Source organism: Streptomyces sp. cg36 (assembly GCF_041080675.1).
Taxonomy (GTDB): domain Bacteria; phylum Actinomycetota; class Actinomycetes; order Streptomycetales; family Streptomycetaceae; genus Streptomyces.
The window spans coordinates 3422631-3437903 of sequence record NZ_CP163520.1; the positions used below are offsets into that span (position 1 = coordinate 3422631).

Sequence of the window (15273 nt, forward strand, 5' to 3'; positions counted from 1 at the left end):
ACGGCGGCGCCCGGTGCCGCGGGGCGGACGGGGAAGTCGGTCACGGCCGCACCTCCGGTGCGGTGGCGGCCTCGGCGGCCGGGCCGATGCGGACGACCTGGCCCGGCAGGGCCCCGGTGTCCGCGAGCACCCCGCCACCGGTCGAGTTGAGCGGCAGCCACACCACCCGGTCGGGCATCTCGGTGACCACCAGCGGCAGTCGGAGCGCGCCCGCGGGCCCGCTCACCTCCAGCAGGTCGCCGTCCTTGACGCCGGTCTCGGCGGCGGTGGTCGCCGAGAGCCGGGCCGGGGCCGCGTGCCGGGTGCCGGCCAGCGCCTCGTCGCCCTCCTGGAGGGTGCCGAGGTCCAGCAGCAGCCGGTGGCCCGCGAGGACCGCCTCGCCCTCGGCGGGCCGCGGCAACGGGTGCGCGGTCTCCAGGGGTTCGGTGGCGCGCGGCCCGTCCCAGTGGCCGAGTCCGCGCAGCTCGGTGCGGGCGGCGCGGTTGTCGGGGAGCGCCAGGTGCACGTCCATGGCGTCCGCCAGCATGTGCAGCACGCGCGCGTCGGCGGGCGCCAGGCGCCGGGTCATCTGCTCCGGCTTGAGGGCCGCCTCGAACATCCGGGCCCGGCCCTCCCAGTTGAGGAAGAAGCCGGACTTCTCGGCGACGGCCGCGACCGGGAAGACCACGTCCGCCCGCTCGGTGACCTCGCTCGGCCGCAGCTCCAGGGAGACCACGAAGGCCCCGGCGAGTGCCTCACGCGCGCGTGCCGGGTCCGGCAGGTCGGCCGGGTCGACGCCCGCGACCAGCAGGGCGCCCAGTTCGCCGGTGGCGGCGGCCTCCACGATCTGGCCGGTGTCGCGCCCGAAGCGGTGCGGCAGTTCGCGTACGCCCCAGGCGGCGGCCACCTCCTCACGCGCGCGTGGATCGGTGGCCGGGCGCCCGCCGGGCAGCAGCGCGGCCAGCGCGCCCGCCTCGATCGCGCCCCGCTCGCCGGCCCGGCGCGGGATCCACACCAGCTCGGCGCCGGTCGCGGCGGCGGCCCGTACGGCGGCGGTCAGCGCGCCCGGGACGCCCGCGAGCCGCTCGCCGACGACGATGACGGACCCGGTGGCCCGCAGCGCCTCGGCGGCGGCCGAGCCGTCGCCCTCCAGGCCGACCCCGCCCGCCAGCGCGTCCAGCCACTCGGTCTCGGTGCCGGGCGCGGCGGGCAGCAGCGTGCCGCCCGCCTTCTCCAGGCCCCGGGTCAGATGGGTGGCGAGCGCGTAGGTGCGCTGGCCGTGCTTGCGCCACGCCTTGCGCAGCCGCAGGAAGACGCCGGGCGCCTCCTCCTCCGCCTCGAACCCGACGAGCAGCACCGCGGGCGCCTTCTCCAGCGCGGTGTACGTGACGCCCTCGCCGGTGAGGTGGCCGCGCCCGGCGACCTTCGCCGCCAGGAAGTCGGCCTCCTCGGCCGAGTGCACGCGCGCGCGGAAGTCGATGTCGTTGGTGTCCAGGGCGATCCGGGCGAACTTGGCGTACGCGTAGGAGTCCTCGACGGTCAGCCGGCCGCCGGTGAGCACCCCGGCCCGGCCGCGCGCCGCCGTGAGGCCGGCCGCGGCTGCCTCCAGCGCCTCGGGCCAGGAGGCCACTTCCAGCTCACCGGCCGCGTTGCGCACCAGCGGATGGGTCAGCCGGTCCTGCTGCTGCGCGTACCGGAAGCCGAACCGGCCCTTGTCGCACAACCACTCCTCGTTGACCTCGGGCTCGTTGGCCGCGAGGCGCCGCAGGACCTTGCCGCGCCGGTGGTCGGTGCGGGTGGCGCAGCCGCCCGCGCAGTGCTCGCACACCGACGGCGAGGAGACCAGGTCGAAGGGGCGGGAGCGGAACCGGTACGCCGCCGAGGTCAGCGCGCCGACCGGGCAGATCTGGATGGTGTTGCCGGAGAAGTACGACTCGAAGGGGTCGCCCTCGCCGGTGCCGACCTGCTGGAGCGCGCCGCGCTCCAGGAGCTCGATCATCGGGTCGCCCGCGACCTGCTCGGAGAAGCGGGTGCAGCGCGCGCACAGCACGCAGCGCTCGCGGTCGAGCAGCACCTGCGTCGAGATGGGCACCGGCTTCTCGTAGGTGCGCTTCTTGCCCTCGAAGCGGGTGTCGGGGTCGCCGACCTGCATCGCCTGGTTCTGCAGCGGGCACTCGCCGCCCTTGTCGCAGACCGGGCAGTCCAGCGGGTGGTTGATGAGCAGCAGCTCCATCACCCCGCGCTGGGACTTCTCGGCCACCGGCGAGGTCAGCTGCGACTTGACCACCATGCCGTCGGTGCAGGTGATGGTGCAGGACGCCATCGGCTTGCGCTGGCCCTCCACCTCCACGATGCACTGGCGGCAGGCGCCGACCGGATCGAGCAGCGGATGGTCGCAGAACCGGGGGATCTCGATGCCGAGCTTCTCGGCGGCCCGGATCACCAGCGTGCCCTTGGGGACGCTGATCTCGATCCCGTCGATGGTCAGCGACACCAGGTCCTCGGGCGGCACCGCCGCCTCTCCGCCGCCGGAGGGAGCGCCAGTCGTCACCGTCATGCGTTCACCTCCGTGGTGCGGTGCGGGCTGTCGGCCCACAGGGTCGACCTGGCCGGGTCGAAGGGGCAGCCCCGGCCGGTGATGTGCTGCTCGTACTCCTCGCGGAAGTACTTGAGCGAGGAGAAGATGGGGGCGGCGGCGCCGTCGCCGAGCGCGCAGAACGACTTGCCGTTGATGTTGTCGGCGATGTCGGTGAGCTTGTCGAGGTCGTCCATGGCGCCTTTGCCGGCCTCGATGTCGTGGAGCAACTGGACCAGCCAGTACGTTCCTTCACGGCAGGGCGTGCACTTGCCGCAGGACTCGTGGGCGTAGAACTCGGTCCAGCGGGTGACCGCGCGCACCACGCAGGTGGTCTCGTCGAAGCACTGGAGCGCCTTGGTGCCGAGCATCGAGCCCGCGGCGCCCACGCCCTCGTAGTCCAGCGGGACGTCGAGGTGCTCGTCGGTGAACATCGGGGTCGAGGAGCCGCCCGGGGTCCAGAACTTCAGCCGGTGGCCGGGGCGCATGCCGCCGCTCATGTCGAGCAGCTGGCGCAGCGTGATGCCGAGCGGGGCCTCGAACTGGCCGGGGTTGGCGACGTGCCCGCTGAGCGAATACAGCGTGAAGCCCGGGGACTTCTCGCTGCCCATCGATTTGAACCAGTCCTTTCCGCGATGCAGGATCGCGGGAACGCTGGCGATGGACTCGACGTTGTTGACAACAGTGGGGCACGCGTAGAGACCGGCGACCGCAGGGAAGGGGGGACGCAGCCGGGGCTGACCGCGACGGCCTTCGAGGGAGTCCAGGAGTGCGGTCTCCTCGCCACAGATGTACGCACCCGCGCCCGCGTGCACCGTGAGTTCGAGGTCGAGACCGCTGCCGAGGACGTCCTTGCCGAGGTAGCCCGCCGCGTACGCCTCCCGCACGGCCTCGTGCAGCCTCCGCAGTACGGGGACGACCTCCCCGCGCAGATAGATGAACGCGTGCGACGACCTGATCGCGTAACAGGCGATCACGATGCCCTCGATGAGGCTATGCGGGTTGGCGAAGAGGAGCGGGATGTCCTTGCAGGTCCCGGGCTCCGACTCGTCGGCGTTGACAACTAGATAGTGCGGTTTGCCATCGCCCTGCGGAATGAACTGCCACTTCATGCCCGTGGGGAACCCCGCGCCGCCCCGGCCGCGCAGCCCGGAGTCCTTCACGTACGCGATGAGGTCGTCCGGGGACATGGCGAGGGCCTTGCGCAGCCCCTCATAACCGTCGTGCCGACGGTAGGTCTCCAGGGTCCAGGAATCGGGCTGGTCCCAGAAGGCCGACAGAACGGGTGCCAGCAGCTTTTCGGGGCTGCTTCCGTTCCCGTTCCCACTCAGTTCGGCTGCCAAGGTCATCACTCCCCCTCCTCGCCGACCGGGCCGGCCGGGTGCGCCGGGTCGGACGCAGAGGTCTGCTGTGGTGCGTCGTGCGAGCTCAAGTGCCCGGATCCGGGCTGGGATTCGTCTCGGGCGCCCTCGCCGCGCGGGCCGACCACGCGCGGGTGCGGTGCCTCGCCCCGGGCCAGGCGCAGCCCCACCAGCGAGGCGGGGCCCGCGCCCCCGCTCGCCCCGACGGCGCCGGGGCGCTCGTCGGGGAAACCGGCCAGGATGCGGGCGGTCTCCTTGTAGGTGCACAGGGGCGCGCCCCGGGTGGGCTCGACCGGCCTGCCCGCGCGCAGGTCGTCGACCAGGCGCCTGGCCGACTCGGGGGTCTGGTTGTCGAAGAACTCCCAGTTGACCATCACCACGGGCGCGAAGTCGCAGGCGGCGTTGCACTCGATGTGTTCGAGCGTCACCTTGCCGTCGGCGGTCGTCTCGTCGTTGCCCACGCCGAGATGGCGCTTGAGCTCGTCGAAGATGGCGTCGCCGCCCATCACCGCGCACAGGGTGTTGGTGCAGACGCCCACCTGGTAGTCGCCGGAGGGCTTGCGGCGGTACATGGTGTAGAAGGTGGCGACGGCGGTCACCTCGGCGGTCGTGAGGCCCAGCGTCTCGGCGCAGAAGCGCATCCCGGTACGGGAGACGTGGCCCTCCTCCGACTGCACCAGGTGCAGCAGCGGCAGCAGCGCGGAGCGGCTGTCGGGATAGCGGGCGACGACCTCCTTGGCGTCCGCCTCCAGTCGGGCCCGGACGTCGGCCGGGAAATCGGGCGCGGGCAGCTGGGGCATGCCCAGGCTCGTCGGCGTGGTCTCGGTCACCGGTCGACGCCTCCCATCACGGGGTCGATGGACGCGACGGCGACGATGACGTCGGCGACCTGGCCGCCCTCGCACATCGCCGCCATGGCCTGGAGATTGGTGAAGGACGGGTCGCGGAAGTGGACCCGGTAGGGGCGGGTGCCTCCGTCGCTGACGACGTGCACCCCGAGCTCGCCCTTGGGCGACTCGACCGCCGCGTACGCCTGTCCGACGGGGACCCGGAAGCCCTCGGTCACCAGCTTGAAGTGGTGGATCAGGGACTCCATGGAGGTGCCCATGATCTTCTTGATGTGGTCGAGGGAGTTGCCGAGTCCGTCCGGGCCGAGCGCGAGCTGGGCGGGCCAGGCGATCTTCTTGTCGGCGACCATCACCGGGCCGGGCTCCAGCCGGTCGAGGCACTGCTCGACGATGCGCAGCGACTGGCGCATCTCCTCCAGGCGCACCAGGAAGCGGCCGTAGGAGTCGCAGGAGTCGGTGGTGGGGACCTCGAAGTCGTAGTCCTCGTAGCCGCAGTACGGGTCGGTCTTGCGCAGGTCGTGCGGGAGGCCGGCGGAGCGCAGGATCGGGCCGGTGGCGCCGAGGGCCATGCAGCCGGTCAGGTCGAGGTAGCCGACGTCCTGCATGCGGGCCTTGAAGATGGGGTTGCCGGTGGCGAGCTTGTCGTACTCCGGCAGGTTCTTCTTCATGGTCTTCACGAACTCGCGGAGCTGGTCCACCGCGCCCGCGGGCAGGTCCTGGGCGAGGCCGCCGGGGCGGATGAACGCGTGGTTCATCCGCAGGCCGGTGATCAGCTCGTAGAGGTCCAGGATGAGTTCGCGGTCCCGGAAGCCGTAGATCATGATCGTGGTGGCGCCGAGCTCCATGCCGCCGGTGGCGATGCACACCAGGTGCGAGGAGAGCCGGTTGAGCTCCATGAGGAGCACGCGGATGACCGAGGCGCGGTCCGGGATCTGGTCGGTGATGCCGAGCAGCTTCTCGACGCCCAGGCAGTACGCCGTCTCGTTGAAGAACGGCGTCAGGTAGTCCATGCGCGTGACGAAGGTGGTGCCCTGCGTCCAGGTGCGGAATTCGAGGTTCTTCTCGATGCCCGTGTGCAGATAGCCGATGCCGCAGCGGGCCTCGGTGACCGTTTCTCCGTCGATCTCCAGGATGAGGCGGAGCACACCGTGGGTGGAGGGGTGCTGGGGGCCCATGTTGACGACGATGCGCTCGTCGTCGGCGCGGGCGGCGGTGCGGGCGACCTCGTCCCAGTCGCCGCCGGTGACCGTGTAGACGGTCCCCTCCGTGGTCTCCCTGGCGGAAGCGTGTGAAGTGGACATCAGGTGTACGACCTCCGCTGGTCCGGAGCCGGGATCTGGGCGCCCTTGTACTCGACGGGGATGCCGCCGAGGGGGTAGTCCTTGCGCTGCGGGAAGCCCTGCCAGTCGTCCGGCATCATGATCCGGGTGAGGGCGGGGTGGCCGTCGAAGACCAAGCCGAAGAAGTCGTAGGTCTCGCGCTCGTGCCAGTCGTTGGTCGGATAGACCCCGACCAGGGACGGCACGTGCGGGTCGCTGTCGGGGGCGGTGACCTCCAGCCGGATCAGCCGGCCGTGGGTGAGCGAGCGCAGGTGGTAGACGGCGTGCAGCTCGCGGCCCTTGTCGCCCGGGAAGTGGACGCCGCTGACGCCCGTACAGAGCTCGAAGCGCAGGGCCGGGTCGTCGCGCAGGGTGCGGGCCACCCGGACGAGGTGCTCGCGCGCGATGTGGAAGGTGAGCTCGCCGCGGTCGACCACGGTCTTCTCGATGGCGTTCTCGGGGAGCAGGTCCTGCTCCTCCAGGGCGCCTTCGAGCTCGTCGGCCACTTCGTCGAACCAGCCGCCGTAGGGGCGGGAGGAGGCGCCGGGCAGGGTGACGGTGCGCACCAGGCCGCCGTAGCCGGTGGTGTCGCCGCCCTTCTCGGCGCCGAACATGCCCTTGCGTACGCCGATGACGTCGCCGGTGTCGTCGCGCTGGGCGGGCAGTCCGCCGCTCTCGGGCGCCTCGGGCGTTCCGGGGGCGCCGTCGCCCGGCGTCTGAGGAGTACGGTCGTCGCTCACCGCAGCAGCCCCTTCATCTCGATGGTGGGGAGCGCCTTGAGCGCGGCTTCCTCCGCCTCGCGGGCGGCCTCCTCGGCGTTCACGCCGAGCTTGGAGCCCTGGATCTTCTGGTGGAGCTTGAGGATCGCGTCGATGAGCATCTCGGGCCGGGGCGGGCAGCCGGGCAGATAGATGTCGACCGGCACGATGTGGTCGACGCCCTGCACAATCGCGTAATTGTTGAACATTCCGCCCGACGAGGCACAAACGCCCATGGAGATGACCCACTTGGGGTTGGGCATCTGGTCGTAGACCTGGCGCAGGACCGGCGCCATCTTCTGGCTGACCCGGCCGGCCACGATCATCAGGTCGGCCTGGCGCGGTGAGCCGCGGAAGACCTCCATGCCGAAGCGGGCCAGGTCGTAGCGCCCGGCTCCGGTCGTCATCATCTCGATGGCGCAGCAGGCGAGGCCGAAGGTGGCGGGGAAGACGGACGCCTTGCGCACCCAGCCCGCGGCCTGTTCGACGGTGGTCAGCAGAAAGCCGCTCGGCAGTTTCTCTTCGAGTCCCATAGGTGCCCCTCAGCCCCTCAGTCCCATTCCAGGCCGCCGCGCCGCCATACGTACGCGTAGGCGACGAACACGGTGAGCACGAAGAGCAGCATCTCCACGAGCCCGAAAACCCCGAGGGCGTCGAAGGTGACCGCCCAGGGGTAGAGGAAGACGATCTCGATGTCGAAGACGATGAAGAGCATCGCCGTCAGGTAGTACTTGATGGGGAAGCGGCCGCCTCCGGCCGGCGTGGGAGTGGGTTCGATGCCGCACTCGTACGCCTCAAGTTTCGCCCGGTTGTACCTTTTTGGGCCGATAAGCGTGGCCATGACCACGGAGAAGATCGCAAACCCAGCCCCGAGGGCGCCGAGCACGAGGATGGGCGCGTAGGCATTCACGCTCCTCGCTCCTTCCAGTCGTCCTTGACCGTTGGACCGCACACGGGCGCCGCTGCCGCCTCCTCGCCGCGCGAAGATCGCGCACATGTGAGGCAGTTCACAAGCCCGACTGCACCGCATCCTATGCCCGGCGGTCTGTGATCTGCGACACGGGGTGCGCCAACGGCTTTGTGATCTCCACCACCTGACGAAGGATCATGAAGTCGGATGAGCAGTGATCTTCACACCCGAAGCGGTTGAGTGATCACAAGGCGTAGCATCTACACCTGTTACCGCTGGTCGCAAGGGGTGGGGCACTATCAAGACATGGGCCCTACAGGCAAATTGGCGATGGACGCCTTCGAGTGATAAAGGCGGGTGGGTCACTCGTGCGGGTGAGGTCACGGTTCGGGGGTGGACCTGTGCACGCGTTCACGAACTCCGCCGCGCGACCCCGTGCGTTGATCACGAGCCGGTCACGGGACGGGCGAGAGCAGGCCACGAAGTGACCTGCGTCACAGGAAACCGTCACGGATTAAACCGGGCTTGGCCAACGGTGTGAACGGATGGTAGGCGGCGGGCAATTCGGACTTTTTATAAAAACCACATGATCACAGCCGTGATCACCCATGCCCGTATTGCCCGTTACGGCGTCAATAAGGGCGCGAAGGAAGCGGATTCAGCCATTCCAGCTGCAACTGTGGCGCAGGACACGTTTCTTGATGGGAACCGTGAACCCCTGATAGCGGTTGTCCTCATGTCCCACACCGCTCACATACCCAGCCACCGGAAGCCCCGCCGCAGCGCCTCGAAGCTCGCGCTCCGTGCCGGAGTTGCCGGTGGCGTCCTCAGCACCATCGCGGTGGCAGGCGCCACGGGTCCGGCGCAGGCCGCCGAGCCGGTGACCGAGACCATCGAGATGCCCACGCTCACGACCGGGCTCGCGAGCACCGCCGCCGCTTCCGCCGAGGCCACCCAGCAGGTCGCCGCCGACCTCCAGCTGAAGGCCCAGCAGAACGCGGCCGCCTCCAGCGCCGCCAAGGTCGCCAAGAAGGCCAAGGCCGACGCGGACGCCAAGGCGGAGGCGGAGAAGAAGGCCAAGGCGGAAGCCGAGGCCAAGGCGAAGGCGGAGGCCGCCGACCGCGCCTCCCGCTCCTCCGCGCGCACCACCCTGGCCTCGACCGGTGGCGGCAGCAGCTCCGTCACCTCCTCGTCCACCGCCACGGGTTCGGCCGCCACCATCGTGAACTTCGCGCTGGCGCAGGTCGGCAAGGCGTACGTGTCGGGTGCCACGGGCTCCAGCGCGTACGACTGCTCGGGCCTGGTGCAGGCCGCCTACCGCCAGGTCGGCATCGACCTGCCGCGCGTCTCGCAGGACCAGTCCGCCACGGGCCGCCAGGTCTCCCTGTCGAACCTCCAGCCCGGCGACGTCCTGTACTGGGGCAGCTCCGGCTCCGCGTACCACGTGGCGATCTACGTCGGCGGCGGCAAGTTCGTGGGCGCGCAGAACTCCTCGACCGGCGTGGTCGAGCGCAGCCTGGACTGGGACCGTCCGACGGGCGCCGTCCGGGTCCTCTGAGCGGACTCCGCCTCCTGGGAGGACCCGGTCCCCGAGAAGACCCGGTCCCTCGAAGGGGCCACGGGCCCGCTGGGGCCCGCAACACCGTACGGCTGAGGGCCGGCGACCCGGGTGGGGGTCGCCCCCTCAGCCGTGCCCGGAGCCGCTCGGGGCGGTCCGGGGCCGGTTCACGCCTTCGGCGCCACCTTGGAGAGGCCGTTGATGATGCGGTCCATCGCGTCGCCGCCCGTCGGGTCCGTGAGGTTCGCGAGCATCTTCAGGGTGAACTTCATCAGGACCGGGTGGGTCAGGCCCCGCTGGGTGGCGATCTTCATGACCTTCGGGTTGCCGATGAGCTTCACGAAGGCGCGGCCCAGCGTGTAGTAGCCCCCGTAGGTCTCCTTGAGGATCTTCGGGTAGTTGTGCAGCGCCAGTTCGCGCTGGGCCGGGGTCGCGCGGGCGTGGGCCTGGACGATGACGTCGGCCGCGATCTGGCCCGACTCCATGGCGTACGCGATGCCCTCGCCGTTGAACGGGTTGACCAGGCCGCCCGCGTCACCGACGAGCAGCAGGCCCTTGGTGTAGTGCGGCTGGCGGTTGAAGGCCATCGGGAGGGCGGCACCGCGGATGGGGCCCGTCATGTTCTCGTCGGTGTAGCCCCAGTCCTGCGGCATGGACGCGCACCACGCCTTCAGGACCTCGCGCCAGTCCAGCTCCTTGAAGGAGGCGGAGGTGTTGAGGACGCCGAGGCCGACGTTGGAGGTGCCGTCGCCCATGCCGAAGATCCAGCCGTAGCCGGGCAGCAGCCGGTCCTCGCCGGGCCCGCGCCGGTCCCACAGCTCCAGCCAGGACTCCAGGTAGTCGTCGTCGTGGCGGGGCGAGGTGAAGTACGTGCGGACGGCCACGCCCATCGGGCGGTCCTCGCGGCGGTGCAGGCCCATCGCCAGGGAGAGCCGGGTCGAGTTGCCGTCGGCGGCGACCACCAGCGGCGCGTGGAAGGAGACCTCGCGCTTGTCCTCGCCGAGCTTGGCGGTGACGCCGGTGATGCGGCCGGTGCGGTCGTCGACGATGGGGCCCGCCACGTTGCAGCGCTCGTACAGCCGCGCCCCGGCCTTCTGGGCCTGGCGGGCCAGCTGCTCGTCGAAGTCGTCGCGCTTGCGGACCAGTCCGTAGTCCGGGTAGCTGGCGAGCTCGGGCCAGTCCAGCTGGAGCCGGACGCCGCCGCCGATGATCCGCAGGCCCTTGTTGCGCAGCCAGCCGGCCTCTTCGGAGATGTCGATGCCCATGGCGACCAGCTGCTTGGTGGCGCGCGGGGTCAGCCCGTCGCCGCAGACCTTCTCGCGGGGGAAGGCGGTCTTCTCCAGCAGCAGTACGTCGAGTCCGGCCTTGGCCAGGTAGTACGCCGTGGTCGACCCGGCGGGGCCCGCCCCGACGACGATCACATCCGCGGTGTGTTCGGTGAGGGGCTCGGTCACAGCGGGTTCTCCCGAAGACTCGATTTTGCGTGCCGGAAAGCACGGGACATGTGCAGTCTATGGGTGGCTGTTGATCGTTATCGCGAAGGGTTGCCCACGTCATGAACTCCAGCGCGGAGAAGTCCCTGCCCGTCGTACGGCTGCGCGTGCCGACCGAGGAGGACGCGTGGGCCTGGCACGAGGTGTTCAACGACCGTGAGGTCATGGAGTTCCACGGCGGGGCGCCCGCGGAGCTCTCGGTGTACGAGGAGTTGACGGCGCGCCAGCGCAAGCACGACGCCGAGCGCGGGTTCTGCCTCTGGACGCTGCTCGACGAGGACGACCGGGTGATCGGGTTCACCGGCGCCCAGCCGTGGCCGCACGCCTGGGGCCCGGCGGGCGAGGTGGAGATCGGCTGGCGGCTGGCCCGCCCGGCGTGGGGCCGCGGGTACGCGACGGCGGCGGCCAGGATGGCCGTGGAGCGGGTGCGGGCCGCCGGGGTCGGCGGGGTGGTGGCGATGGTGGACGCGCGCAACGAGCGGTCCGTGGCGGTGACGCGGCGGCTGGGGATGCGGCTGGCGGAGACGTTCCGGACGCCCACGTCGCAGCGGGAGGGGTACTGCTTCCGGCTGGCGCTGTGAAGTCGTCCGCGGACCGCGGTGGGCCGATCTCGCCGTTCCCCGCGCCCCTAAACGTCCGGCGGGGAGCGTGTTTCGGCCAAGTCGCGGTGCGGTGTGTCCGCGGACCGCGGCCGGTTGCTCGCGCGGTTCCCCACGCCCCCAACGCTTGGGGCAGGCGCTCGGGGGCGGGGCGGAACGTCAGAACACCGACAGGCCCGTCAGCGTCGTGAAGCGGTCCAGGGCCGCCACCCCCGCCACCGAGTTGCCCCGGGCGTCGAGTCCGGGGCTCCACACGGACAGCGTGCAGCGGCCCGGCACGACCGCCACGATGCCGCCGCCGACGCCGCTCTTGCCCGGCAGCCCGACCCGGTACGCGAAGTCGCCCGCCGCGTCGTACGTCCCGCACGTCAGCATCACCGCGTTGATCTGCTTGGCCTCGCTGCGGGTCAGCAGGCGGGAGCCGTCGGCGCGCAGGCCGTGGCGGGCCAGGAAGCGGGCCGCGAGGGCCAGGTCCGCGCAGCTCATCTCGATGGCGCACTGCCAGAAGTAGTGGTCGAGCAGCGTCGGCACGTCGTTGGCGATGTTGCCGTACGAGGCCATGAAGTGGGCGAGGGCCGCGTTGCGGTCGCCGTGCGCGGACTCCGACTCGGCGACGACCGCGTCGAAGGCGAGGTCGGCGTTGCCGGTCTCCTCCTTCAGGAACTCCAGGAGTTCGCTGCTGGCGTCGCCGGTGAGGGTCTGGAGGCGGTCGGTGACGACGAGCGCGCCCGCGTTGATGAACGGATTGCGCGGGATCCCGTTCTCGTACTCCAGCTGCACCAGCGAGTTGAACGGGTTGCCCGAGGGCTCGCGGCCCACGTGCTCCCAGAGGCTGTCGCCGCCGCGCGCGAGGGCGAGCGCGAGCGTGAACACCTTGGTGATCGACTGGGCGGAGAACGGCCGCTGCCAGTCCCCCGCCCCGTACACCTTGCCGTCGAGGTCCGCGACGGCCATGCCGAAGCGGGACGGGTCCACGTCGGCGAGGGCGGGGATGTACGCGGCGGGGGTGCCGCGCCCCACGAGGGGCGCGACGTCGTCCGCGATCTGCTGGAGGACGGCCTGGAAGTCCTGGTGGTCCTCGTGGTCCTCGTGGCTCTGGGGGCCCTGGTGGTTCTGGTGCTCCACGGTGGTGCTGCCGCCGGTTACTGGGGCTTGAAGCCGCGGTGCAGCGCCACCACACCGCCGGTCAGGTTGCGCCAGGCCACCTTGGACCAGCCGGCCTGCTGGAGGCGGGCCGCCAGCGCGGGCTGGTCGGGCCAGGCGCGGATGGACTCGGCGAGGTAGACGTACGCGTCCGGGTTGGACGAGACGGCCGTGGCGACCGGCGGCAGCGCGCGCATCAGGTACTCGCTGTAGACCGTGCGGAACGGCTTCCAGACCGGCTGCGAGAACTCGCAGATCACCACCCGGCCGCCGGGGCGGGTCACCCGGAACAGCTCGCGCAGGGCCGTGTCCGTGTCCTGCACGTTGCGCAGGCCGAAGGAGATGGTGACGGCGTCGAAGGTGTCGTCCTTGAACGGCAGCTTCGTGGCGTCGCCCGCCGTGAACGGCAGGTGCGGGTGGCGGCCCTTGCCGACCTTCAGCATGCCGAGGGAGAAGTCGCAGGGGACGACGTACGCGCCGGTGGCGGCGAAGGGGAGGGAGGAGGTGGCGGTGCCGGCGGCCAGGTCGAGGACCTTCTGCGCGGGGCGCGCGTCGACCGCCTTCGCCACCTCCTTGCGCCACAGGCGGGTCTGGCCCAGCGAGAGCACGTCGTTGGTGAGGTCGTAGTTCGCGGCGACGTCGTCGAACATCGAGGCGACTTCGTGCGGCTGCTTGTCCAGGGATGCGCGGGTCACGACCTCATTGTGCCTGGGGCTCGCGCCCCGGCCGCCCACGCCCCCCTGCGCGCGGCGTCCCCCACCCCGCCCCTTCCCGAAACTCTCCGAGGGCTGGCCTCCGGCTGCGGACCGTGCGTGGCCGCTCGCGCAGTTCCCCGCGCCCCTGAGTGGCCCTTCGGGCCCCCTCTCGCGCAGTTCCCCGCGCGCCCCTCAACCCGCAGTCGTCCGCGGACCGTGCTCGCTCCTCGCGCAGTTCCCCGCGCCCCTGAATGCCTGGGGGCCCCTCAGCGCGTGCGGTACACCAGGCGGCCCCCCACCACCGTCGCCACGCACCCGCCCTCCCCGTCGAAGACCGCGAAGCGGGCCGGGCCGCCCACCGTCAGTGGGGGGAGGTCGGGCGTGGGCAGGGACGTGAGGCCCGAGCGGTGGGTCGCCTCCGCCACCACCCGCGACCGCGACGACCCCACCACGGCCACCACCCCCCGCGCCAGCATCCGCTGCGCCCCCCGCCGCACGGACCCGCCCCGGCGGACGTCGTCCAGCGGGAAGGGCGGCGGAAGGATCGGCTCCGTGCCGAGGGTGTCGGCCTCGCGCGGGTCGGGGTGGTAGGCCAGCTCCAGCAGCTCCACCCCGTCGGGGTCGACGAGTCCGGGCGACAGCGTGCCCGGCCACCGCCGCACCCGCGCGGCCGGGTACGCCGCGGCCAGCGACTCGTACGGGCCGATGGCCGCCACCCGGTCGCCCTCGACCAGGACCGCGTCGCCCGTCTCGGGGGCGTGGATCGTCAGCACGGGACGCCGGGGGCCGCTAGTTGGAGGCCAGCAGCTTCAGCTCGGGGTGGGCCGTCCCGCCCTCGATCGCCGTCGAGGAGATGTGGGACATGACCCGCTCGTCGACCGGGTCGTTCGCCGGGTCGTCGTGGACCAGCAGGTGCTCGTACGTGGTGGCGCGCTGCGCCGGGACCCGGCCCGCCTTGCGGATCAGGTCGATGATCTCCATGCGGTTGGAGCGGTGCTTGGCACCGGCCGAGGAGACGACGTTCTCCTCCAGCATGATCGAGCCCAGGTCGTCCGCGCCGTAGTGCAGCGACAGCTGGCCCGCCTCCTTGCCGACGGTGAGCCAGGAGCCCTGGATGTGGGCGACGTTGTCGAGGAAGAGGCGCGCGACCGCGAGCATCCGCAGGTACTCGAAGACGCTGGCCTGCGTCCGGCCCTTCAGATGGTTGTTCTCGGGCTGGTAGGTGTACGGGATGAACGCGCGGAAGCCGCCGGTGCGGTCCTGCACGTCACGGATCATCCGGATGTGCTCGATGCGCTCGGCGTTGGTCTCGCCGGTGCCCATCAGCATGGTGGAGGTGGACTCCACGCCCAGGTTGTGGGCCGTCTCCATGATCTCCAGCCAGCGCTCGCCGCTCTCCTTGAGCGGGGCGATCGCCTTGCGGGGCCGCTCGGGCAGCAGTTCGGCGCCGGCGCCCGCGAAGGAGTCGAGGCCGGCGGTGTGGATGCGCTGGATGGCCTCCTCCACCGAGACCCCGGAGATCCGGGCCATGTGCTCGACCTCGGAGGCGCCGAGGGAGTGGATGACCAGCTGCGGGAACGCCTGCTTGATGGCGCTGAAGTGCTTCTCGTAGTACTCGACGCCGTAGTCCGGGTGGTGGCCGCCCTGGAACATGATCTGGGTGCCGCCCAGTTCGACGGTCTCCGCGCAGCGGCGCAGGATGTCGTCGAGGTCGCGGGTCCAGCCCTTCTTGGTGTCCTTGGGGGCCGCGTAGAAGGCGCAGAACCTGCACGCCGTGACGCACACGTTCGTGTAGTTGATGTTGCGCTCGATGATGTACGTGGCGATGTGCTCGGTGCCCGCGTACCGGCGGCGGCGGACCGCGTCGGCGGCGGCGCCCAGCGCGTGCAGCGGCGCCGAACGGTAGAGGTCGAGCGCCTCTTCGGGGGTGATCCGTCCACCCGCAGCGGCACGGTCGAGGACGGACTGAAGGTCGGCCTTCTCAGTCACGGAGTGTCCCTTTCGGCAGGGTTGCGGACGGACCCGGCCAGCGTAC

The 15273-nt window shown here is 71.1% G+C and carries 14 protein-coding genes; 2 read left to right on the forward strand and 12 right to left on the reverse strand.

What is annotated here, in order from left to right:
- Positions 1-40: 40 nt before the first annotated feature.
- From AB5J87_RS15195 to AB5J87_RS15225, 7 genes are all read right to left on the reverse strand, one after another.
- Positions 41-2536, reverse strand: coding sequence for an NADH-quinone oxidoreductase subunit G (locus AB5J87_RS15195; protein ID WP_369377162.1), 2496 nt, complete (start codon positions 2534-2536; stop codon positions 41-43).
- Positions 2533-3903 carry an NADH-quinone oxidoreductase subunit NuoF gene (gene nuoF, locus AB5J87_RS15200; RefSeq protein ID WP_369377164.1) on the reverse strand — a complete coding sequence of 457 codons (1371 nt, stop codon included), beginning with the start codon at positions 3901-3903 and terminating at the stop codon, positions 2533-2535. The genes AB5J87_RS15195 and nuoF overlap by 4 nt, the downstream gene beginning before the upstream one ends.
- Positions 3903-4715: an NADH-quinone oxidoreductase subunit NuoE gene (gene nuoE / locus AB5J87_RS15205; protein ID WP_369383537.1), complete on the reverse strand. Its 813-nt coding sequence runs from the start codon at positions 4713-4715 to the stop codon at positions 3903-3905. Before nuoE ends, nuoF begins: the two co-directional genes overlap by 1 nt.
- Positions 4716-4741: 26 nt before the next feature.
- Positions 4742-6064 carry an NADH-quinone oxidoreductase subunit D gene (locus AB5J87_RS15210; protein WP_369377165.1) on the reverse strand — a complete coding sequence of 441 codons (1323 nt, stop codon included), beginning with the start codon at positions 6062-6064 and terminating at the stop codon, positions 4742-4744.
- Positions 6064-6747, reverse strand: a complete 684-nt coding sequence (locus tag AB5J87_RS15215) for an NADH-quinone oxidoreductase subunit C (protein WP_369383538.1) — start codon at positions 6745-6747, stop codon at positions 6064-6066. The genes AB5J87_RS15210 and AB5J87_RS15215 overlap by 1 nt, the downstream gene beginning before the upstream one ends.
- A 71-nt stretch (positions 6748-6818) precedes the next feature.
- Complete coding sequence (locus tag AB5J87_RS15220) at positions 6819-7373, reverse strand: NADH-quinone oxidoreductase subunit B family protein (protein ID WP_067163033.1); 555 nt, start codon at positions 7371-7373, stop codon at positions 6819-6821.
- 17 nt (positions 7374-7390) lie between these two features.
- Positions 7391-7750, reverse strand: a complete 360-nt coding sequence (locus AB5J87_RS15225) for an NADH-quinone oxidoreductase subunit A (protein ID WP_007383963.1) — start codon at positions 7748-7750, stop codon at positions 7391-7393.
- 736 nt (positions 7751-8486) lie between these two features.
- Here AB5J87_RS15225 and AB5J87_RS15230 point away from each other — a divergent pair.
- Positions 8487-9308, forward strand: coding sequence for a C40 family peptidase (locus AB5J87_RS15230; protein ID WP_369377168.1), 822 nt, complete (start codon positions 8487-8489; stop codon positions 9306-9308).
- 167 nt (positions 9309-9475) lie between these two features.
- Here the strand turns inward: AB5J87_RS15230 and AB5J87_RS15235 are convergent, their stop codons facing one another.
- Positions 9476-10762 carry a geranylgeranyl reductase family protein gene (locus AB5J87_RS15235; RefSeq protein ID WP_369377170.1) on the reverse strand — a complete coding sequence of 429 codons (1287 nt, stop codon included), beginning with the start codon at positions 10760-10762 and terminating at the stop codon, positions 9476-9478.
- 101 nt (positions 10763-10863) lie between these two features.
- Between AB5J87_RS15235 and AB5J87_RS15240 the strand changes: the two genes are divergently transcribed.
- Complete coding sequence (locus AB5J87_RS15240) at positions 10864-11382, forward strand: GNAT family N-acetyltransferase (protein WP_369377171.1); 519 nt, start codon at positions 10864-10866, stop codon at positions 11380-11382.
- A 177-nt stretch (positions 11383-11559) separates the two neighbouring features.
- On the opposite strand, the gene AB5J87_RS15245 is transcribed toward AB5J87_RS15240, so the two are convergent.
- From AB5J87_RS15245 to mqnC, 4 genes are all read right to left on the reverse strand, one after another.
- Entirely contained in the window at positions 11560-12525 is a 966-nt protein-coding gene (locus tag AB5J87_RS15245) for a glutaminase (RefSeq protein WP_369377173.1), read from the reverse strand.
- A gap of 17 nt (positions 12526-12542) precedes the next feature.
- Positions 12543-13238 carry a demethylmenaquinone methyltransferase gene (locus AB5J87_RS15250; RefSeq protein ID WP_369377175.1) on the reverse strand — a complete coding sequence of 232 codons (696 nt, stop codon included), beginning with the start codon at positions 13236-13238 and terminating at the stop codon, positions 12543-12545.
- Positions 13239-13504: 266 nt separating this feature from the next.
- Positions 13505-14011, reverse strand: a complete 507-nt coding sequence (locus AB5J87_RS15255; RefSeq protein WP_369377177.1) for a hypothetical protein — start codon at positions 14009-14011, stop codon at positions 13505-13507.
- A gap of 16 nt (positions 14012-14027) precedes the next feature.
- Complete coding sequence (gene mqnC / locus AB5J87_RS15260; RefSeq protein ID WP_369377179.1) at positions 14028-15227, reverse strand: cyclic dehypoxanthinyl futalosine synthase; 1200 nt, start codon at positions 15225-15227, stop codon at positions 14028-14030.
- Positions 15228-15273 lie beyond the last annotated feature (46 nt).